This is a genomic window from Mesorhizobium sp. CA7 (assembly GCF_020165015.1).
GTDB lineage: Bacteria > Pseudomonadota > Alphaproteobacteria > Rhizobiales > Rhizobiaceae > Mesorhizobium.
The window spans coordinates 21,029-39,918 of sequence record NZ_JAIUHH010000029.1 but is presented as its reverse complement, the minus strand read 5'-3'; the positions used below and the strand labels follow the sequence as shown (position 1 = coordinate 39,918).

Genomic DNA, 18,890 nt, shown 5'->3' with positions numbered 1-18,890 from the left:
ATATGGCGCGGACGGCGGGGTGAGAATGGTTGGCGGAGACGATCGCGACAGCCAATCTCTCCCCTTGTGGGGGAGATCAGCAGCTTCGCCGGCGCGCCGAGAACAGTCCTATGACGACCCACTTCCTCTTCGACGGCTTCGACACCGCCCCCGTCACCATCCTGCTCGCCCACGGCGCCGGCGCGCCGATGGATTCAACCTCGATGGCCGCCACCGCCAAGGCGCTCGCCGCCGCCGGCTTTCAGGTCGCACGCTTCGAGTTCCACTATATGGCCGCGCGCCGCTACGGCCATCGCAAGCCGCCGCCGCGCGCCGAGACGGTGAACCCGGAATATGTGAAGGCGATCGCCGATCTGCGCGCCAAGGGCATGACCGGAAAGCTGATCATAGGCGGCAAGTCGATGGGCGGCCGCGTCGCCTCCATGGTCGCCGACGAGATGTTCGCCAAGGGCGAGATCGCCGGTCTGGTCTGTCTCGGCTATCCCTTCCATCCGCCGGGCAAGCCTGAGCAGTTGCGGACAAAACATCTCGCCGACCTGAAGACGCCGACACTGATCTTCCAGGGCACGCGCGACGAGTTTGGCACCAGGGAAGAAGTCGCGACCTACGGCCTTTCTCCTGCCATCGAGGTGATCTGGCTGGAGGACGGCGACCATGATTTGAAACCACGCAAGGCGATCTCGGGCTTTTCGACGGGCGATCATCTGAAGACGGTGGCGGAGACGATCAAAATCCGGATGGCGGGCTGACTACGCCGCCAAGTCTGGCGAGATTCAGGTCAGGCCGAGTCGAAAATGGTGGTTTCCGAGAACCGGAGCGGAGCGTACTTTTCGTACGTGAGCACCGGAAGCGCAGGAAGCCGCCATTTGCAGGCCGGCATCACCTGAATATCGACAGACTTGATGAAACTCGCCACCTTCAACATCAACAACATCAACACCCGGCTGGACAACCTGCTGGCTTGGCTCGCCAACGCAAAGCCCGACGTCGTCTGCCTGCAGGAACTGAAGGCGCGCGACACGCAGTTTCCGCTGACCCGGCTCGCCAACGCCGGCTATGGCGCTGTGTGGAAGGGCGAGCCGACCTGGAACGGCGTCGCGATCCTCGCGCGCGGCGCCGAGCCGGTGCTGACACGCGATGCGCTGCCCGGCGACGATGCCAACCGCCAGGCGCGCTACATCGAGGCGGCGGTCGACGGCGTTGTCATCGCCTGCCTCTACGCGCCGAACGGCAATCCTCGACCGGGCCTGAAATTCGACTATAAGCTCGCTTGGCACGACCGCTTCGCCGCGCATGCGGGTGAGCTCCTCGACACCGGCCTGCCGGTGGCGCTCGCCGGCGACTTCAACATCGTGCCCGAGCCGCGCGACATCTATGAGACCCGCTCCTATGACGACAACGCGCTGGTGCAACCCGAAAGCCGCGCCGCCTTCGCCGCGCTGATCGCGCAGGGCTGGACAGACGCGTTGCGAAAGGTTTTTCCCAAGGAGGAGAGGCTCTACACTTTCTGGGACTATCGCCGGAACCGCTGGCCGCGCGACGCCGGCCTGAGGCTCGACCACATCTTGTTATCGAAGAAGCTCGCTCGAAAACTGAAAGGGGCGGGCATCGACCGCGAAGTACGGGGAGGGGAAAATCCAAGCGACCACGCGCCGGTCTGGGTGGAGTTGGCCACCTGACCTTCTCCCCTTGCGAGAGAAGATGGCTCGGCGCGCAGCGTCGAGATGGGGTGTTGGAAGGAATGAGGCGTAGGTGGCCTTGTTGCTTGCCGGGATATCTAAACGCATCGGTCAAGCTGGAGTACTCGTCATCCGACCGAGCTTTGCTCGACCAACTCCACAAGGGGAGGAGGGAAAGCTGGCGCTGTCCCGCCAGCATCTCAATTCCGACTCGTCCATCGCAATGACTTGCGGCATCGATGACCAACGCTAATCTGCTGCAAACTTGGATGGGGGGACAATTTTATGCACGCGGTCTTGAACGGCGATCTCCAGCCATCGCCTCTCCGCCATGGCTGACACCGCCCTCGTCGCGCTTATCTCAGCCCTCGTCGTTGCCGGCGCCATCGCTCTCATTGCGATCGCGCTGCGCCGGCGCCGCAAGCGCCGCAGGGCGCGCGGCAATCCCGATCCGGCGGGCGACTACGCGCCGCGCGCCCACTGGGCGCCGACATCCGGCAAGCTCAACTTCTCGTCCTTCGTCTACATGGATGTCGACGGCGACGGCGCCTATGGTCAAGCCGACCGGCCGATGGCGGGCATCGTGGTGCGGCTCTATGACGAGCGCGGCACTTTCCTTGCTTCGGCGCGCAGCAACGCTGCCGGTTTCGCCAATTTCCCGATGTCGTCGAAGCGCCGCAGCGCGGCGATCCAGCGGCCCGGTGTCTATCGTTTCTCGGTCTCTGTGCCGCCGGGCTGGCGCGCCAGCAGCGCCAACCAGGACCAGACGGTGGGCCTGCGGGATGCGCCGGGCGCCATGGTCGGCCTCATCGGCGAGGCGTTGCCGAAGCCGGTCGGGCTCGCGCCGGGGCGGACGTTGAACGGCAGGACGCCGGCCGCGACGGGCGTCACGCTGTCGGTCATGGCCAAGGGTCAGTTGCTTGAGAGCCGGGCGCTGCCCGCCGACGCGGCCTTCCGCTTCCCGCTCGGCGTCGAGGCCGATGAAATCGTCATTGGGGGCTCTGGGCTCGATCGGCGACTGAAGCTGTCGGGCTATCCGGTCGATCTCGGCCTTTTGGTGTCCGGCGCGCTCTCGCCCGGCGCGGCGCTCAGGGCCGTCGGCTTCGACGACATAACCCCGCGCGGCCTGTGCAAAGTGCCCTCCGGCCACGCCGGGCTCGACTGGCGCAATCTCAACGCCATGGCGCGCGACCACACCGCCAACAGTGAGGGCTATGTCAACGGCAATGTCTCGGGTGCTTACATCGCCTATACCAGCAGCGGCCATCCGGCCGAGTTCGGTCGCGCCACACCCTTCGGCTTCCACTCGGTGATGCTGACCGCGGCCTGGCTGGCCTCGGAAGGCGAGACCGCGCTTGTCGAAAGCTGGTTAGGGGAGGAGCTGATCGCCAGCGATGAGATCGCGCTGTCGGCGCTGGCACCGGTTCAATACGCGCCTATGTTGCAGGCGGTGACGCGTGTGCGCCTGTCGACAAAGCATTACTGGCAGATGGTACTGGACGATCTGATCGTGGCGCTTTGACATATGCCGGCCAAAGCACGGCAATTCTTGCGATGTCTCAAGCAAGACTAACCCGCGTCGCCTGAAGGTCTGCAAGGCGCCTTTGGCTCAGAATACGACGGAAGCTGCGCCGTTAGCGGTGATTGCCGAAAGCCTATCCTTCTTGACCAGCGTCGGCCTCACATAGGTCTTCCTCATCCGCGCTCTCCCGAAGATTCCGCCGCATGATCTCATACGCGCGTCTGCCGTCAAGCAAACGCCCGGGCAAGGCTTCCCCGTTGCGTATTCCTGCTACTGACTGAAATTATATCGTCAGGTAGCGCCATTGGTGATGGCGAGCGACGGACTTGCCACCACCGTCGAAAGCTTGCCCCTGCGGACGAGAATCGGCTTCTCGTAAATCTTCTTCATCCCAAATTTCCCCCGTTAATTAATGCCGACAAAAGTACCGATTATTTCATCAACCCGGCGTAGGCAGCGAGCCCGCCACGACTGTCGAAAGCTTGCCCTTGCGGGCCAACACAGGCTTCTCATAAGTCTTCTTCATAAGATAGCTCTCCTCAGAAAATCCCTGGCGGATAATCTCACATAAGCAATTTCTGTCAATCACCGCTCCAGCGGGCTGTTCTGTTCCTGGGGATAGCGTTCTACTGATAGAGCCGCCGCCCAATAGTGGGGCGACCGCACCGGCCGGAACCGGATGCGAAGGATATCGCCCGGGGAAGCTGTGTGACGTCTTGCACTTAGCCTTGGCCGCAAGCTCGGCTAGGATGCCGGGGCCCGCTGCCGCCGGTTGCAACGCGGCGGGGCGATGGGGGGAGACCGATGAAGAGATCGACCGAAAGGCTGCTGGCGCTGGCAATGCTGATCGTCGGCATTGCCTGTTTCGTCAAGCTCTATGCGGCGCTGGGCGGCAGGCCGCCGGCGACGGCGCGCCTGGAAGTCTTCGGCGCGGCCGGCGTGCTGTCGGTCCTTGCCGGGCTGCTTTTCCTCGCCGGGCTGCTGCCGGCCGCCGAGCATGATCCGCCCGCTCCTTTGTTCGGCCGCGACGCCGGGATCGCGCCGGCCGGCCATCCGCGGCTGCGCCGCGCAGCGCTCGCTTTGCCGCTGTTGGCCCTGATCGTCATCGTCGCCGACCAGTTCGATCCGTGGCGGACTCAGGAACCGGGCGGCGAAGAGGCTGAGGAACTCGCCACCGCGCCGGCAGATCCGGCGCCTCGACCGCCCGAACCGAAGCCCGAGCCGGAGGCGAGCGCAAAACCTACCACGCCCGAGTCGAGCATCGAGCCAGCCTTGCCCGCACCCGCACAGCAAGAGGCTGCAAAGCCCCCGTTGCCCGAGCCGGTTGCGGCTCCCGTTCAGCCGGCGCCGACAGCCGCTCCACCGGCCGAGTCCGCGCCGCCGCGGCCTGCCCAGCCGGCAGAGCCGGTCCAGCCAACCCAGCAGACGGCGCTCGCTCCCGCAACGCCGCCGCAGACGGTGGCGCCGCCTCCACCGGCGCCTCCGGCCCAGCCAACCGCGCTGGAAGGCCACCGCGACGCCGTCGTCTGGCTGGCGGTGTCGGCCGACGGCCACCAGATCATGAGCGCCAGCACCGACCGCATGATCAAGCTCTGGGACATCGACGGCAAGCGGCTGATCCGCGACCTTGGTGGGCACAAGGACATGGCGCGCAGCGCGCTTTTCATGCCCGACGGCAAGACCGTGCTCACCGCCGGCGACGACGGCGAAATCGTGCTGCGCCAGCTATCTGACGGCACGGTGCTGCACGTCTTCTCCTCGGGGGCGAACGGCGGTGTCAGGCAACTGAAGATAAGCCGGGACGGCAAGCTCGCCGTTAGCGGTCACGACACCGGTTCCGTCGTCGTTTGGGACCTGGGGAAGGGAGCGGTCTTGCATGTGCTGCCGGGCCACGACTGGTCGGTGAGTTCCGTCGCCATCTCGCCCGATGGCACCAGGGCGCTCACCGGCAGCATCGACGGTGAGCTGAAGCTGTGGGATATCGTTTCGGGCAAGCAGTTGCGCAGCTGGCTTGGCCACGAGCGAGGCGCCTATGGCGCGGTCTTCCTGGCCGATGGCCACCACGCGGTGACCGGCAGCGGCGATTACACGATAAAGCTTTGGGACCTCGACACCTTCAAGGAGGTCCGCCGCTTCGAGGGGCATTCCGGCACGGTCTATGCGCTGGCCTTGTCGGCCGACGGCAAGCGCCTCGGCTCCGTCTCGCTGGATGGCACCGCCAGGATATGGAACATGGACACCGGCGGCGAGATCGCCGAATTCGACCCCGGCACTGGTCCCATGTACGCGGTCGCGTTCGCCGCCGACGGCACGCTATTGACCGGCGGCATCGACCGCGCCATCCGCGACTGGCCGGCGGCGGGCGGGGATGGCACGGTGCTGTTTGCCGGGGCGCCGGAGTGAGTATGACGTTGGAGGTGGGCGAAAAGCGGCCTCGACAGCCGATCTCGCCCAAGTGGGGAAAAATGCCCGGCAGAGCAGATGGGGCGCCACGAACGGCGCCTGTCAGAAGGAGACCTGTACAAGGACTGTCCGAGCAGCCATCGTCGCCGCATGAGCAACACTGCCGAATCCACCTATTTTGTCCTGCAGCAGATCGATCCTGCGACCGGTTCGGCTATCGCTGAGGCTCGAATCCGCGTCTTGGACCTGAAAAAGCTTGGCGCGGTTCTGGGTTGCGGCAACACACAGCTATCAGGCTCATGGGAATTGGACCCGGGAGATATTCAAAGGCTGGGCGCGATATGCATCCCACCTCGCGAGCTTGATCCGAGGCTCAATCGCATCGAGCCCTGGCATCCAATCCGCGAGACACCGTATCTCGTTCACACGAATTTCGAGCTGCCGCTGATGCTTGAAGGTCGCAAGCCTCTGGCGGTGTTCCAAGACGCCTATCCGGTGGAGTGGTTGACGGAAATGCTGGCCCGCTTCGACCCGTTCGTCCGTTCGGGTCGGTTGGTGCGCCGCATAATCGACACGCCCTTCACCGAGGCCGAGCGCGCCCGCTTCCCAAAGTTCGAAAGATGGCGGCGCGCCCTCTTCGCACTCTCCGGCGAAGAATGGCGAATAGACGCATATCTGCTGGCATCGAAAGTCTCCGCCAAGATCGGCTGGAACGAAGCCCTCGAACGGATGGAGGGCTCGCTTCTCGGCTATGAGGATTGGCAGAATGATTGGTGGGTTGAGCGTGGAGCACGAGGGCGAGAGGCGGGCATTCGTCCGGAAAAATGAATAGCGCCCTTGGATACCTGACAGGCCGGCTGGACAGCCCCCCTGGCCTGCCGGGCATCTCCCCCGCAAGGAGAAAGATTGGCAGTTCCTGCGACGGCACCCTCTCTGCAGCGTCGCTGATTGGCGAAAGGCGTCGCGATATCCAATCTCCCCCCTTGCGGGGGAGATGCCCGGCAGGGCAGAGGGGGTGTGACGGAACGCAGCTTCTGTAAGGAAATTTGATCCCCATCATGCTCCACCTCGTCGAAGCCTCGATCGCCGATCTGCGCCGCGCGCTGGAAGACGGCACCGTCACCAGCGTCGAGCTTGTCGCTGCGTATCTGCGGCGCATCGCCCATTACGACCGCCACGGCATCGCGCTCAACGCCGTGCCCATCCTCAACCCGAAGATGTTCGAAGAGGCGGAAGCATCCGACCGGCGCCGGCGCGAGGGCAAGACGCTCGGATCGCTCGACGGCATCCCCTACACCGCCAAGGACAGCTACAAGGCCAAGGGGCTGACGGTTGCCGCCGGATCGCCGGCCTTCGAGCATCTCACGGCGAACGAGGACGCCTTCACCATCGCCAGGCTGCGCGCCGCGGGCGCGGTGCTGGTTGGCCTCACCAATATGCCGCCGATGGCCAATGGCGGCATGCAGCGCGGCGTCTATGGCCGCGCCGAAAGTCCGTATAACAAGGATTTCCTCACCGCCGCCTTCGCCTCCGGCTCGTCCAACGGCTCGGGCACCGCGACCGCAGCCAGTTTCGCCGCCTTCGGGCTCGGCGAAGAAACGTGGTCGTCCGGGCGCGCGCCTGCCTCCAACAACGCGCTGGTCGCCTACACGCCTTCGCGCGGCGTGATCTCGGTGCGCGGCAACTGGCCTTTGGTGCCGACCATGGATGTGGTGGTGCCGCATACGCGCACCATTCCCGACATGCTGGAGCTGCTCGACGTCATCGTCGCCGACGATGCCGAGACGCGCGGCGATTTCTGGCGCGTGCAGCCCTGGGTGCAAATCCCGAAAGCCTCGGCGCTGCGGCCGGCGAGCTACACCACGCTTGCCGTGCAGGGTGCGCTCAAGGGCAAGCGGCTCGGCGTGCCGAAAATGTATATCGGCAAGGAAGACGGCGCGGAGCGCCCGATCGAGACGCGCGCCTCGGTACTTGAGCTCTGGCGGCAGGCGGCGCGCGACCTTGAATCACTCGGCGCCGAAGTGGTTGAGGTCGATTTCCCTGTCGTCTCCAACTACGAGCGCGATCGTCCGGGCGCGCTGTCGATGGTCGACCGCGGCCTTGTGCCGCCGGAATTCGCCGAACGCGAGATCTGGGATCTGTCCATCTGGTCCTGGGACGATTTCCTGCGCGCCAATGCCGATCCGGCCATCCCCGATCTCGCTTCGGTCGACGGCGCAAAGATCTTCCCGCAGCCGCCGGGCACGTTGCGCGATCGCTATGGCGATGCCGATTTCGATCTGGCGCAGTATGTCGAGCGGGCGAAGCGGGGCGTGGCGCCGCTCGCGGACATTCCCACCATCGAGGCGGGCCTGAAAGGCCTGGAAGCAACGCGCCGCGCCGACTTCGAAGACTGGCTCGATGCCAACCGGCTCGACGCCGTGGTGCTGCCGGCGGTCGCCGATGTCGGTCCGGCCGATGCCGACATCAACGAGGCTTCCGCCCGGCTTGCCTGGCGAAACGGCACCTGGGTCGCCAACGGCAATCTGGTCTGGCGGCATCTCGGCATCCCGACGGTGACGGTGCCGATGGGCACCATGGCCGATATCGGCATGCCCGTCGGCCTCACCTTCGCTGGCAAGGCTTATGAGGACGTGGCATTGCTGACGATCGCCGGCGATTACGAGCGCTCCACAAGGCGCCGCACCGTTCCGCCGCGCACGCCGGCGCTGGCCGATGATGTGTTCGAGGGCAGGGGCGCGGCGAGTCGTGTTGGCGATCCCCCGCTCACGCTGGCGCTCACGGCTGAGACGACCCGCGACGGCGACACCGATGAGATCGCGATCGCGCTGGAGGTCAGCGACGCGGCGGTGGTGAAAGTCCACGTCAACGGCGAGCCGGTTTCCATGCAAGGCAGCGGTAACCAATTCACCGGTCGCGTGATCGCACCGGCCACGACCCATCAAGGCTTCCACAGCGTCTGGCGCAGCGCCTATGGTTCGATCGTCACCGCCATTGTGATGTCGCCGGATGGGCGCGTCGGCGGGGCATACACGGTGACGGGTGGGATTGGATAGCTTCCTCCACCCACAAGCGGAGAGGAGAAGATCGAGCTACTCGGTGCAATCCACCACCAGCGCCACCACCCCGAACAGCGCTCCAACCGCGCACACCGCGTTCCAGCCGCCCCAGGTCCAGGCGATGCCGGCAAGCAGCGAGCCGATCGCGCCGCCGATGAAGAAGATGCCGACGAACAGCCCGTTGATGCGGCCCCGTGCCTTGGGCTGCAGGAGATTAACCGCACGGCGGCCCAGCGTCTGGTCGCCGGTGACGCCGACATCGAGCAGCACGGCGCTGACGCCCATGAGGATGAGCGGCAGCCATGCCCCGGCTTTGGCCGCCCCGGCCCATGCGGCGAGGCCGAGCGCCGCAATCAGCACGAGATGGCAGAGGATCGTGGCGGTGCGCGTAAAGCCGCGGTCGCCGGCGCGGCCGAAGATCGGCGTCACAGCCGCGCCGCCGGCGCCGACAAATGCGAACAGCGCAATGCCCTTCTGGCCAAGGTCGAAAGGCGAGGCGGACAGGCGTAGCGCCACCGCCGTCCAGAACACGCTGAAAGCCGCCATCACTAGGCTCGCGGTGAAGGCACGACGCCGCAGCACCGGTTCCTGACCCAGAAGTCCGACCAGAGAGGCGATGAGCCCCGCATAGCTCGCATGCGCCAGAGGCTTGCGCCTTGGCAAGGCGAGGCCGAGCAGGATGGCGAGCAGCCCAAGTGCCGCGGCGCTGATGCCGTAGAAGGCGCGCCAACCGAAGGCGTCGGCGACGAGGCTGGCGATCGGACGCGAGAGCAGGATGCCGATCATCAGCCCGCTCATCACGTCACCGATAACGCGCCCGTCCTGTCCCGGCGGCGCCATCGAGGCCGCGACCGGCACCAGCACCTGGATGCAGGAACAGGCCGCCCCAAGCACGAACAGCACGGCAAGCAGCGAGGCGGCCGACGGCGCGAATGAAGCGACCGCCGCCGCCAGCGCGGCCGCGCACAGCATGCGCAGCACCAGCACACGGTTCTCGACCAGGTCAGACAGCGGCACCAGGAAGAACAGTCCGGCCGCATAGCCGAGCAGGGTGGCCATCGACACTAGGCCGCTTTCCGATGCCGCCGCGCCCAGCGACGGTCCGATCAGCCCGACCAGCGTCTGCGGCGCGAACAGATTGGTGACGATGATGCCGACCGAAGCGGCGAACAGCAGCGTCTGGGATCGCGTGATCGTGCCGCCGCCGGCATGCGGCGACGGATCGGCGAACTCGGCCGTCGCGATCCGGGCGTTGTCTGTTCCGTTCATGGGTAGCCTCGCTGTTTGCATATCTCGCGAGGACTTTATTTGCGCTGATCATAATGCTACAATTGAAATTATTTGATAATGATTATGCGAGATACGCATGAACATCCATGACCTTGAAGCCTTCGTCGCCGTCGTCGAAACCGGCTCCATCGTCGGCGCCTCTGCTAGGCTCAATCTCACCCAGCCCGGCGTGACGCGCCGGGTGCAGAATCTCGAGGAGCGGCTGGCGACGCCTTTGCTCGACCGCCAGTCGAAGCCGCTCAAACCCACCGCATCGGGTCGCGAGGCCTATGAGCATGGCCGTCGGCTGCTGCGCTCGCTGGAGGATCTGAAGGCGGGCGTCTCGCCGGCCGGCGAGGTGAGGGGCGAGTTCCGCCTCGGCATCATGCCTTATCTGTCGACCAGCGCGCTGTCCGAGCCGCTCGACAGTCTTCGCGCGGCCTTCCCGCAATTGACGCTGAATATCACCTCCAGCCTGTCGCCGCGCCTGGTGGAGCAGGTGCTGCACAGCGAGATCGACGCGGTCGCCGTCTGTCTGGCCGAGGGCGTCGCGCCGCCGCCGGAGCTCGTCGGCGACGATCTCGGCGTGCAGGCGGTGCTGCTGGTGGCTTCGCCAGGCCTCGGCGTGCCGAAGCCGGCCGAGCTCAACGATCTCGCGCGCTACCCCTGGGTGCTCAACGAAACCGGCTGCGGCTTCCGCGCGTTCATCCGCCATCGCTTCGAGGCGGCGCGGCTGCCCTTCCATGTCGGCGTGGAGGCGCAGGGCGCGGATCTGAGGATGTCGTTGGTGGCGCGCGGCCACGGCATCGGCGTCGTCACGCCCGGCGCGCTGTCGGGCAGCCAATGGCGCGACGCGGTCGAGGTGGTCGACTGCCCCGGCTTCAAGCCGCAAGTCCGCTGTTGGTTGCTCCACCGCCCGCCGGCCGGCAGGCTGGCGCGCCCGATCGCGGTGTTCCGCGACGCGCTGGCGGAGGCGCTGAAGGGGCCGATGCCGCTGATGTCGTAGAAGCCAGGTGCCTTATCTTCCCCCTGACAGTGGAAAAAGCGATTTCAACATCTTGGCAAAGCGAAGTGTTAGAGACTGCCAGAGGGAGTGGGTTGCACCGTCCGTCGAGTTCGCTATCTCCGGGTCTTGTGATCGGGGCAGGGAGGCGAGCCACGAATCCCAAAACTTCTGCTGCATCGAGACGAACACGGGCATCACGTCATAGCCATCGTCAAATATATTGACTAAGTCGCTCTTCTTGGGACGCTCGCCCGTTTTCACTTTGCAGACCACCAATCCTCGACTCATCTCTGTCACGGTGCCTTCAGGGAAAACATTGGCGCTCGCGCCATAACAAAAGGGTAGTAGTCCTTCCACTTCGAGCTGATTGCGGATTTGGCATAGGGCTTCGAAATAGTCGTCTTCTTCAGCAGCGATGACTTTATTGCGATAGGTGCAGGTGAGCCTGCATCGGGTCCCCGCATCGTGCGGCGTGAACACCGCCTGCTCGTCACCTCCCGTGCCTCCTCCGATCAGGAATACGGTGTATTGTTCATCCATTGTCATCCCCCGATCTCTCGATCATCTTAGTTGTGATTAATCCTAAATGCAACTCAAAATTGTAAATGGTTTGCGCGAGTTGCTGCTTGTTGGCTCCTGCCTCGTCCTTGACCCACCCCCCACCCACGCTATCTTCGCGCCATGCCAGACACAGCCCCCTCCGCCGCCGCGCCGCTGATCGTCATCGACCTGCAGACCGGCATGTTCGACGGTCGGTTCGATCCGCCGATCCATGACGCCGACACGATCGCCGAGCGTGCCCGTCGGCTGATCGACTGGGCACGGCGTTCCGGCCGCAAAGTGGCGTTCATCCGCCATGACGGACCGGAAGGCGATCCGCTGGCGCCGGGCGCTTCTGGTTGGCCGGTATGGCCGCTGCTCGGTCAGGCCGACGACGAGCCGACCTTCGGCAAGAATGTCGGCAACGCCTTCTCCAGCCCTGACCTAGCAGCATGGGTAGCGGGGCAGGGTGCGAGGGACGTTGTGCTTATCGGCGCCCAGACCGACTTCTGCGTCGCCGCCACTGTGAAGGGAGCCTTCGCCGAAGGCCTGGGCGTCACCCTGGTCTCCGACGCGCATTCGACGCTGGATTCACTGGAGGAGAAGGCGCCCGACATCATCGCCCGCCACAACGAAGCCTTCGCGAGGCAGGGCGTGCGGATGGCGACGACGGCGGAGTTGATCGAAGGCTGAGCGCGCCTTCCCCTTCTCCCCTTGTGGGAGAAGGTGGCCGCAAAGCGGCCGGATGAGGGGTGTTCCAGGGAATGCAAGCGTCTCACTCCGCTGGAACACCCCTCATCCGTCTCGGCGCTACGCGCCGATCCACCTTCTCCCGCAGGGGGAGAAGGGAGACCCCCAACCTCAGGAGCCCATCTTGCCAAGTCTTTCTCTTCCCGCCGAAGGAGGCTGCCGCTGCGGCCGCGTGCGCCTGAAAATCTCGGCAAAGCCGCTGCTCACCATGGCCTGCCATTGCACGGGTTGCCAGTCGATGTCGTCCAGCGCCTATTCGCTGAGCGCGGCGATCCCCTCGGAAGGTTTCGAAGTGACGAAGGGCGAACCGGTGGTCGGCGGCCTGCATGGCGCCTCGAAACATTATTTCTGCGGCTACTGCATGACCTGGATGTTCACGCGGCCGGAAGGGATCGACTGGTTCGTCAATCTGCGCCCGACCATGCTCGACGACCATACTTGGTTTGCGCCCTTCATCGAGACCTGGACGTCTGAGAAATTGCCCTGGGTGGCGACGGCGGCCGTGCACAGCTACGCGACGTTGCCTGCCTTCGAGGAGTATGAGCCGCTGGTCGCCGAATACGCCGGCACCCAAGGCTGAGTAAAAGCGGCCGGTCGAAAAGGCGACCCAAGGCGCGGTCGCCGTTGGCGTTTCCGGTCATGGTCGACGCGGCCGTTGGGGGCGCATTGTTGGGGATGTGCTTGGGCGTCCGCGTCGACCACGGCGGCCTCATACCGCAGGCTTCACCATGGCACATTTGCCGCCCGCTGAAACTTCCGCGAAAACGGTATATGGCAGCCGTTGAACTTGCCTTCTTCCATAAGGAGAGAAGGCAAGGCGAAACACTTTCTATCCCTTGCCGCATTGACCTCGTCCGTTCGACCGGCGACGACTGACGCCTTCCTTGTCAGCGGATTGCATCGTGGATCAGACTCATTTTCTCAACGCCAGGCTTGCCGATGGCTCGCTCCGTGACCTCACCGTTGCCGGTGGCCGCTTCAGCGCCATCGCGCTTGCAGCCAATGCGACGATGCCGCCGTCCGGCGCTATCGACCTCGCCGGCCAGCTCGTCCTGCCGGCTTTCGTCGAGGGCCACATCCATCTCGACACCTCCTTCTACGACGATGTCTGGCGCCCGCACATTCCCTGCACCAACGGCTTCGACGTGCGCGAGCGGGTTGCCTTCCAGATGCGCAACCTCGAGCAGGCAGCACCCATGGCGGAGCGGGCGAGAAACCAGCTCGAGCTCTGCGTCGGCAATGGCAGCCTCGCCATGCGCAGCCATGTCATGGTCGACGCCGCGGTCGGGTTGAAGCATGTGGAGGCGATCCTTGCGGTGCGGGAGAAATACCGCCACCTCGTCGACATCCAGCTCGTCGCCTTCCCGCAGAGCGGCATTCTGTCCTCGCCAGGCACCGCGGAGTTGCTCGACGAGGCGCTCAAGCTCGGCTGTGACCTGATCGGCGGACTCGACCCGGCAAGCTTCGATCGCGACGTGAAGGGCCATCTCGATGTGGTGTTCGGCCTTGCCGAAAAACGCGGCGCCGGTATCGACATCCACCTGCATGACCGCGGCACACTCGGCCTGTTCGAGATCGAGGAGATCGCCGCCCGGACCGCGACAATGGGCATGCAGGGAAAGGTTGTCGTCAGCCACGCCTACGGGCTGGGCGACATCTCCGCCGATGCATTGGCCAAGGCTGGCGAGCGGATCGCCGGCGCCGGCGTCGCCATCATGACCAACGCGCCCGGCGATCATCCATTCCCGCCGGTGGCGGCGCTGCGCAAGGCGGGCGTCACCGTCTTCGCCGGTTCCGACAACATCCGCGATTCATGGTGGCCCTATGGCGATGGCGACATGCTGAACCGCGCCAACATGATCGGCTACCGCTCCGGCTTCTACGAAGATTGGGAGCTGGAGGCCGCCTACGACGTGGTCAGCCACGCCGGCGCCAAGGCGCTGGGACTCGAAGGCTACGGCATCGCTGTCGGCGCCAAGGCGGATTTCGTTGCGCTGAAGGCCGAGCATGTCCCGGAAGCGGTGGTGGCGGTGCCAAAGGATCGCACCGTCTATCGCGCGGGCAGGGAAGTGGCGCGAGGCGGGAAAGTGGGGCCGAAAACCAGGTGAATTAGAAGCCGTTAATTTGTTGCCGAGCTACAACTCGCGCTATCGCCTCCCTCTCGGAGACGTGAATCAACCCATCAAGGCGACCAGCCCAAGCGTCTGACATGCAGGTCATGCAAGCTCCTGGTTTTCATGCAGACCGCGTGGCTGATCCTGCAAACTAATTTGCATGCATATGTTTCAAGCCGTTCCGGCTTCGTGAAGCATTTCACCGTTCGCGCGCAATCCACCGGTTACAGACGCATCGCAAAAGCGACGCCGGGAAGAGGCGGCACCGGTTTTCCGCCGCTGATTTAGGAGGTTTTTCATGTTCAAAAGTCTCAACCGAATCCGCGCCGCCTTCGCGCAGGCCAGCAAGCGCCGCCGCACGGCGCGCGAGCTTAACAAGCTGCCGACGGAGATTCAGAAGGACATCGGCTGGCCTGACAGGACCGAGCCTGACGAGATCCGTTTGCCGTTCTAATCACGCGGCCGCCGGAGCCGGAGCGCCGCGGCCCTGGCAGGCCGATCCGGGTGGCCGCTACGCCAGCCACCACCACAGGGCGCCGATGGCCAGCGCGATCAGGACCGCCACGCCGGCAAGCATCAGATAAGATCCCACGATCATCTCGTTGATGATCTTCTTGATGCTGGCGCGGTCATTGAGATTAGGGAAGGGTTCGTTGGGCATCGCGACGCCAAGGAAATCGCAGAGCGGCGCCCAGCCGTCGCTGACCTTGAAGACAAGCAGCTTCTCAGGCGGCACCGCCGCCTTCACCTCGTCGACATAGGAATTGTAGCGCGCCACCGCTTTGTCGCGGTCGTTCATCACGCCCTTCAGCGTTCGGCCCCAGACCAGCTTGCGCGACATGTCGCCGAACTTGTGGCCGAACGGCGTCAGCCATTCCAGCACCCTGAACTGCCAGACATTCTCGGTGAAGTAGATCGTGTCGATGGTGCTGTCGTACCAGGCTTCGGCGCCGCGCGGATGCAGCGTCAGAAGCACCTTGGCTTCCGGATAGGCGGCCATCAGCTCGCGCCATACGCAGCAGCCCGGATTGTCGACGGTCGCCCGATAATTGGCGAAGACCCGGTTCCAGTCATGCTGCGCGCCGGGCGGGCTGTTCGCCACCTTGCGCCAGAAGTCGAGATGGCCCTTGTTGGCCTTGTTGATGATGACTTCCTGCATGTGGTAGCTCGGAAAGCCGAGCCTGTTCAGCGCGGCGAAAGTCGACCACGTGCCGGTGCGGCCGAAGCCGGCCCCGATGACCTCGAGCGTCATACGCGTTCCCCCATTTGTTCCGGATTGATTTTCTATCAACTTCCAGTTTCTGGTCATAATCGTGCGCTGGCCTTGCCGAGCGTGCAATGGCTTTTCATTAGCATTTGCGAAAATCTGTGGGCCAAATGTTGCCTGGACGATGAGCCATGACCGTTTTGTGTATTCACGCGAAAGGCCAGGCCTGATAATAGGTCAACTAAGCTGACCTAAATAGAAGCACGCTGCGGGAGGTGCGTCTTGACCCTGTTGAACCTTCTGGCCTCGCGTTCCTCGCGCATGAAGGCTTCGGAAATCCGCGAGCTGTTGAAGCTGCTCGACCAGCCCGACATCATCTCCTTCGCCGGCGGCATTCCCGACCCGTCGCTGTTTCCGGCCGAAGCCATCGGCGATGCCTACCAGGCCGTGCTGGGCGGCAAGGAGGCGGGCGCCGCGCTGCAGTACCAGGTCAGCGAGGGTTTCCTGCCGCTGCGCAAATGGCTGGCCGCCTATATGGGCAAGCTTGGCGTTCAATGCGACGAGGGCAACATCTTCATCACCTCCGGCTCGCAGCAGGCGCTCGACTATCTCGGCAAGCTCTTTTTGTCCCCCGGCGACACTGCGCTGGTGACATGGCCGACCTATCTCGGCGCGCTGCAGGCCTTCAACGCCTATGAGCCGCGCTACGATCGACTGAACACCGCCGGCGGCAACATGACGCCCGAGGCTTATCGCGCGGCAGCGGCGGCAAATGGCGGCAAGGTGAAGTTCGCCTATCTGGTGCCGGATTTCGCGAATCCGACCGGCAATACGCTGGATACCAAGCAGCGCGAGACGGTGCTCGACCTCGCCGGCGAGCTCGACATCGCCGTCATTGAGGATGCCGCCTACCGCGCGCTGCGCTATGACGGCCAGGGCGAACCGCCGATCCTGGCACTCGACTGCGCCCGCGCCGGCGGCATCGATCGTGCACGCACGCTCTATTGCGGGTCTTTCTCGAAGATCCTGTCGCCCGGCATGCGCGTCGGCTGGATCTGCGCGCCGCGCCATGTGGTGGAGAAACTGGTGCTGATGAAGCAGGCGTCCGACCTGCACAGCCCCTCGATCAACCAGATGGTCATGCACCGCGTCGCCGAAACCATTTTCGACGCCCAGGTGGAAAAGCTGATCGGCGCCTACCGAAAGCGCCGCGATGCGCTGCTCTCCGCGCTGGAAGCCGACATGCCCGCCGGCATTTCCTGGAACCGTCCGGACGGCGGCATGTTCGTCTGGCTGACGCTGCCGCAAGGCACGGATGCCACCGAGCTGCTGGCGCGCTCGATCAAGGAGGCGCGCGTCGCCTTCGTGCCGGGCAACGCCTTCTACGCCGACGGCACCGGCCGCAACACGCTGCGCATGTCATTCACGCTTGCCGACGACCGCGCGGTGAACGAAGGCGTGCCGAGACTGGCAAAGCTGCTGCGGGGCTGATCCTCAAGGAGAGATCAGCAGCCGGCCGTCCACTCGCGCAGGCGTGATTGGTCGTGCGCAGGCGTGATTGTCCGCGCGCCCGATTCCTCGGCTAGTGTCGCGACCGATCCAACCCCCCGGATCGACCCGGCCGTAGGGTCCCACCTCCACGGTCCGAACGAAAGAGCCCCGACGGCCTCCACCGGCGGGGCTTTTTCATTGTCCCGGCAGGTGGCCGCGCTAGCTTGCCCTTTTTCGGGCCGCTTTTCGGCTACGCTGCGTCATTCAGGGAGGATCAGATGACCTTGCGCCTCGGCTTCACCTTGCTTGCCCTTGTCGCCTTCGCCAGTCAGGCGGCAGCCTTCGAGATATCCAGCCCGTCGGTGTCGAACGGCAAATGGGACGCGAAATATCTCGGCGACAAAGCCGGCTGCGGCGGGCAGAGCGTCTCGATCGCGCTTGCCTGGAAGGATCCGCCGGCCGGAACGAAAAGCTACGCGCTGACCATGTTCGACACCGATGCCAATGGCGGCAAGGGGTTCTGGCACTGGCTGGCCTGGAACATCCCGGCGAGCGCCAAGGGTCTGCGCGAGGGCGCCGGCGCGCAGGGCGGCAAGCGCATGCCCAAGGGCTCCGTGCAGGGCAAAGGCGGCGTCGGCCGCGCCGGCTATTTCGGCCCGTGCCCGCCGCCCGGCAGCGGCGACCATCACTATGTCTTCACGCTCTATGCGCTGGGTGAAAAGACATTGCGCATACCGGCCAACCCCTTGCCGGAGATGATCTCGGTCGCCGCTAAAAGCTCTGCGCTCGGCCAGGCGACCGTGACATACACATATGGGAGGTAACGGGGCGGCCAATCTCCCGCACGAGGCGAGATTACATTACTCCGCCGCCTGCAGCTTATCCTGCGTCTTGGTCTCGAAGTCGCTGGCGTCGTGGCGCTCGCGCAGCTGGAAGGCCGGATCGCCGGACATGCGGTTGACCATGCGGCCGCGCTTCACCGCAGGCCGCGCGTCGATCGCGTCGGCCCAGCGCTGCACATTCTTGTATTCGTGCACCGAGAGGAACTCGGCGGAGTTGGTGTAGCTGCGGCCCTTGGCGAGCCCACCATACCAGGGCCAGACCGCAATGTCGGCGATCGTGTAGTCGGGGCCCGCGAGATATTCGCTCTCCGCCAGCCGGCGGTCGAGCACATCCATCTGCCGCTTGGTCTCCATGGCGAAGCGGTCGATGGCGTATTCGATCTTTTCGGGCGCATAGGCATAGAAATGGCCGAAGCCGCCGCCGAGATAAGGCGCCGAGCCCATCTGCCAGAACAGCCATGAGAAGGTTTCCGCGCGCGCCGCGCGTTCGGTCGGCAGGAATGCGCCGAACTTCTCGGCGAGGTAGGTGAGGATCGAGCCGGATTCGAACACGCGCACCGGCTTCGGCTCGCTATGGTCCATCAGCGCCGGGATCTTCGAATTAGGATTGACCTCGACAAAGCCCGAGCCGAACTGGTCGCCGTCGCTGATCTTGATCAGCCAGGCATCGTATTCCGCACCCTTGTGGCCGAGCGCCAGAAGCTCCTCCAGCATGATCGTCACTTTCTGGCCATTGGGCGTGGCCAGCGAGTAGAGCTGCAGCGGGTGCTTGCCGACCGGCAGTTTCTTGTCATGCGTCGGGCCCGCGATCGGCCGGTTTATCGAGGCGAACTCACCGCCATTCGGCTTGTTCCAGGTCCAGACTTTCGGCGGGACATATTGGTTCATGTTGAAGGCCTTGTGTTTCGTGAACTGCGGGCATCTGCCACGGATGCCGATAGACTTAGGTGCGGTTCCGCGCGCGTCAAAGAAAAAAGTTCAATCTTCGTTGAACTAGCGCTTATGCCA

Annotated in this window: 19 protein-coding genes; 13 read left to right on the top strand and 6 right to left on the bottom strand. The window is 64.6% G+C overall.

Going from position 1 to position 18,890, the window contains the following annotated elements; translation table 11 throughout:
• Positions 1-110 precede the first annotated feature (110 nt).
• The 3 genes from LB552_RS29035 to LB552_RS29025 all read left to right on the top strand — a co-directional run bounded on the left by LB552_RS29035 (position 111) and on the right by LB552_RS29025 (position 3,201).
• Positions 111-749: an alpha/beta fold hydrolase gene (locus LB552_RS29035; RefSeq protein WP_224611572.1), complete on the top strand. Its 639-nt coding sequence runs from the start codon at positions 111-113 to the stop codon at positions 747-749.
• 153 nt (positions 750-902) lie between these two features.
• Positions 903-1,679, top strand: coding sequence for an exodeoxyribonuclease III (gene xth, locus LB552_RS29030; protein ID WP_224611571.1), 777 nt, complete (start codon positions 903-905; stop codon positions 1,677-1,679).
• Positions 1,680-2,010: 331 nt separating this feature from the next.
• Positions 2,011-3,201, top strand: a complete 1,191-nt coding sequence (locus LB552_RS29025) for a hypothetical protein (protein ID WP_224611570.1) — start codon at positions 2,011-2,013, stop codon at positions 3,199-3,201.
• An 87-nt stretch (positions 3,202-3,288) separates the two neighbouring features.
• Here LB552_RS29025 and LB552_RS29020 read toward each other — a convergent pair whose 3' ends face one another.
• Positions 3,289-3,378, bottom strand: coding sequence for a hypothetical protein (locus tag LB552_RS29020; protein WP_095768352.1), 90 nt, complete (start codon positions 3,376-3,378; stop codon positions 3,289-3,291).
• Positions 3,379-3,492: 114 nt separating this feature from the next.
• Positions 3,493-3,591 carry a putative RiPP precursor gene (locus LB552_RS29015; RefSeq protein WP_224611568.1) on the bottom strand — a complete coding sequence of 33 codons (99 nt, stop codon included), beginning with the start codon at positions 3,589-3,591 and terminating at the stop codon, positions 3,493-3,495.
• Positions 3,592-4,005: 414 nt separating this feature from the next.
• Between LB552_RS29015 and LB552_RS29010 the strand changes: the two genes are divergently transcribed.
• The 3 genes from LB552_RS29010 to LB552_RS29000 all read left to right on the top strand — a co-directional run bounded on the left by LB552_RS29010 (position 4,006) and on the right by LB552_RS29000 (position 8,660).
• Positions 4,006-5,604: a WD40 repeat domain-containing protein gene (locus LB552_RS29010; RefSeq protein WP_224611566.1), complete on the top strand. Its 1,599-nt coding sequence runs from the start codon at positions 4,006-4,008 to the stop codon at positions 5,602-5,604.
• A 150-nt stretch (positions 5,605-5,754) separates the two neighbouring features.
• Entirely contained in the window at positions 5,755-6,432 is a 678-nt protein-coding gene (locus LB552_RS29005; protein WP_224611564.1) for a hypothetical protein, read from the top strand.
• 230 nt (positions 6,433-6,662) lie between these two features.
• Positions 6,663-8,660 carry an amidase gene (locus LB552_RS29000; protein ID WP_224611562.1) on the top strand — a complete coding sequence of 666 codons (1,998 nt, stop codon included), beginning with the start codon at positions 6,663-6,665 and terminating at the stop codon, positions 8,658-8,660.
• Positions 8,661-8,696: 36 nt separating this feature from the next.
• On the opposite strand, the gene LB552_RS28995 is transcribed toward LB552_RS29000, so the two are convergent.
• Positions 8,697-9,932 (bottom strand): MFS transporter, encoded by a 1,236-nt coding sequence (locus tag LB552_RS28995; protein WP_224611560.1) that lies wholly within the window; start codon positions 9,930-9,932, stop codon positions 8,697-8,699.
• Positions 9,933-10,029: 97 nt separating this feature from the next.
• On the opposite strand from LB552_RS28995, the gene LB552_RS28990 reads away from it, so the two are divergent.
• Positions 10,030-10,938 carry a LysR family transcriptional regulator gene (locus tag LB552_RS28990; RefSeq protein ID WP_224601387.1) on the top strand — a complete coding sequence of 303 codons (909 nt, stop codon included), beginning with the start codon at positions 10,030-10,032 and terminating at the stop codon, positions 10,936-10,938.
• Between the two features lie 12 nt (positions 10,939-10,950).
• Here LB552_RS28990 and LB552_RS28985 read toward each other — a convergent pair whose 3' ends face one another.
• The gene (locus LB552_RS28985) at positions 10,951-11,478 is read right to left on the bottom strand and encodes a hypothetical protein (RefSeq protein WP_224611551.1); all 528 of its coding nucleotides are present in this window, start codon (positions 11,476-11,478) and stop codon (positions 10,951-10,953) included.
• A gap of 141 nt (positions 11,479-11,619) precedes the next feature.
• Here LB552_RS28985 and LB552_RS28980 point away from each other — a divergent pair, with 141 nt between their 5' ends.
• The 4 genes from LB552_RS28980 to LB552_RS28965 all read left to right on the top strand — a co-directional run bounded on the left by LB552_RS28980 (position 11,620) and on the right by LB552_RS28965 (position 14,796).
• Complete coding sequence (locus LB552_RS28980) at positions 11,620-12,171, top strand: isochorismatase family protein (RefSeq protein WP_224611548.1); 552 nt, start codon at positions 11,620-11,622, stop codon at positions 12,169-12,171.
• A 181-nt stretch (positions 12,172-12,352) separates the two neighbouring features.
• Positions 12,353-12,808, top strand: coding sequence for a GFA family protein (locus tag LB552_RS28975; RefSeq protein ID WP_140840625.1), 456 nt, complete (start codon positions 12,353-12,355; stop codon positions 12,806-12,808).
• Positions 12,809-13,130: 322 nt separating this feature from the next.
• Positions 13,131-14,336: an amidohydrolase family protein gene (locus tag LB552_RS28970; RefSeq protein WP_224544608.1), complete on the top strand. Its 1,206-nt coding sequence runs from the start codon at positions 13,131-13,133 to the stop codon at positions 14,334-14,336.
• 304 nt (positions 14,337-14,640) lie between these two features.
• Complete coding sequence (locus LB552_RS28965) at positions 14,641-14,796, top strand: hypothetical protein (RefSeq protein ID WP_224611546.1); 156 nt, start codon at positions 14,641-14,643, stop codon at positions 14,794-14,796.
• A gap of 57 nt (positions 14,797-14,853) precedes the next feature.
• Here LB552_RS28965 and LB552_RS28960 read toward each other — a convergent pair whose 3' ends face one another.
• Positions 14,854-15,594 (bottom strand): sulfotransferase family protein, encoded by a 741-nt coding sequence (locus LB552_RS28960; RefSeq protein ID WP_224611544.1) that lies wholly within the window; start codon positions 15,592-15,594, stop codon positions 14,854-14,856.
• A 276-nt stretch (positions 15,595-15,870) separates the two neighbouring features.
• Between LB552_RS28960 and LB552_RS28955 the strand changes: the two genes are divergently transcribed.
• Together LB552_RS28955 and LB552_RS28950 are read left to right on the top strand one after the other, a co-directional pair.
• Positions 15,871-17,040: a PLP-dependent aminotransferase family protein gene (locus LB552_RS28955; RefSeq protein WP_224611574.1), complete on the top strand. Its 1,170-nt coding sequence runs from the start codon at positions 15,871-15,873 to the stop codon at positions 17,038-17,040.
• Between the two features lie 278 nt (positions 17,041-17,318).
• A complete protein-coding gene (locus tag LB552_RS28950) occupies positions 17,319-17,864 on the top strand; it encodes a YbhB/YbcL family Raf kinase inhibitor-like protein (protein WP_140840635.1) in 546 nt (181 codons plus the stop codon).
• Positions 17,865-17,900: 36 nt separating this feature from the next.
• Here LB552_RS28950 and yghU read toward each other — a convergent pair whose 3' ends face one another.
• A complete protein-coding gene (gene yghU, locus LB552_RS28945; protein ID WP_095768495.1) occupies positions 17,901-18,770 on the bottom strand; it encodes a glutathione-dependent disulfide-bond oxidoreductase in 870 nt (289 codons plus the stop codon).
• Positions 18,771-18,890 lie beyond the last annotated feature (120 nt).

Excerpts from the sequence above, each read along its gene's own strand:
- LB552_RS29035 (WP_224611572.1), top strand. The coding sequence starts at position 111 with ATGACGACCCACTTCCTCTTCGACGGCTTCGACACCGCCCCCGTCACC.
- xth (WP_224611571.1), top strand. The coding sequence starts at position 903 with ATGAAACTCGCCACCTTCAACATCAACAACATCAACACCCGGCTGGAC.
- LB552_RS29025 (WP_224611570.1), top strand. The coding sequence starts at position 2,011 with ATGGCTGACACCGCCCTCGTCGCGCTTATCTCAGCCCTCGTCGTTGCC.
- LB552_RS29020 (WP_095768352.1), bottom strand. The coding sequence starts at position 3,378 with ATGAGGAAGACCTATGTGAGGCCGACGCTGGTCAAGAAGGATAGGCTT.
- LB552_RS29015 (WP_224611568.1), bottom strand. The coding sequence starts at position 3,591 with ATGAAGAAGATTTACGAGAAGCCGATTCTCGTCCGCAGGGGCAAGCTT.
- LB552_RS29010 (WP_224611566.1), top strand. The coding sequence starts at position 4,006 with ATGAAGAGATCGACCGAAAGGCTGCTGGCGCTGGCAATGCTGATCGTC.
- LB552_RS29005 (WP_224611564.1), top strand. The coding sequence starts at position 5,755 with ATGAGCAACACTGCCGAATCCACCTATTTTGTCCTGCAGCAGATCGAT.
- LB552_RS29000 (WP_224611562.1), top strand. The coding sequence starts at position 6,663 with ATGCTCCACCTCGTCGAAGCCTCGATCGCCGATCTGCGCCGCGCGCTG.
- LB552_RS28995 (WP_224611560.1), bottom strand. The coding sequence starts at position 9,932 with ATGAACGGAACAGACAACGCCCGGATCGCGACGGCCGAGTTCGCCGAT.
- LB552_RS28990 (WP_224601387.1), top strand. The coding sequence starts at position 10,030 with ATGAACATCCATGACCTTGAAGCCTTCGTCGCCGTCGTCGAAACCGGC.
- LB552_RS28985 (WP_224611551.1), bottom strand. The coding sequence starts at position 11,478 with ATGGATGAACAATACACCGTATTCCTGATCGGAGGAGGCACGGGAGGT.
- LB552_RS28980 (WP_224611548.1), top strand. The coding sequence starts at position 11,620 with ATGCCAGACACAGCCCCCTCCGCCGCCGCGCCGCTGATCGTCATCGAC.
- LB552_RS28965 (WP_224611546.1), top strand. The coding sequence starts at position 14,641 with ATGTTCAAAAGTCTCAACCGAATCCGCGCCGCCTTCGCGCAGGCCAGC.
- LB552_RS28960 (WP_224611544.1), bottom strand. The coding sequence starts at position 15,594 with ATGACGCTCGAGGTCATCGGGGCCGGCTTCGGCCGCACCGGCACGTGG.
- LB552_RS28955 (WP_224611574.1), top strand. The coding sequence starts at position 15,871 with ATGAAGGCTTCGGAAATCCGCGAGCTGTTGAAGCTGCTCGACCAGCCC.
- LB552_RS28950 (WP_140840635.1), top strand. The coding sequence starts at position 17,319 with ATGACCTTGCGCCTCGGCTTCACCTTGCTTGCCCTTGTCGCCTTCGCC.
- yghU (WP_095768495.1), bottom strand. The coding sequence starts at position 18,770 with ATGAACCAATATGTCCCGCCGAAAGTCTGGACCTGGAACAAGCCGAAT.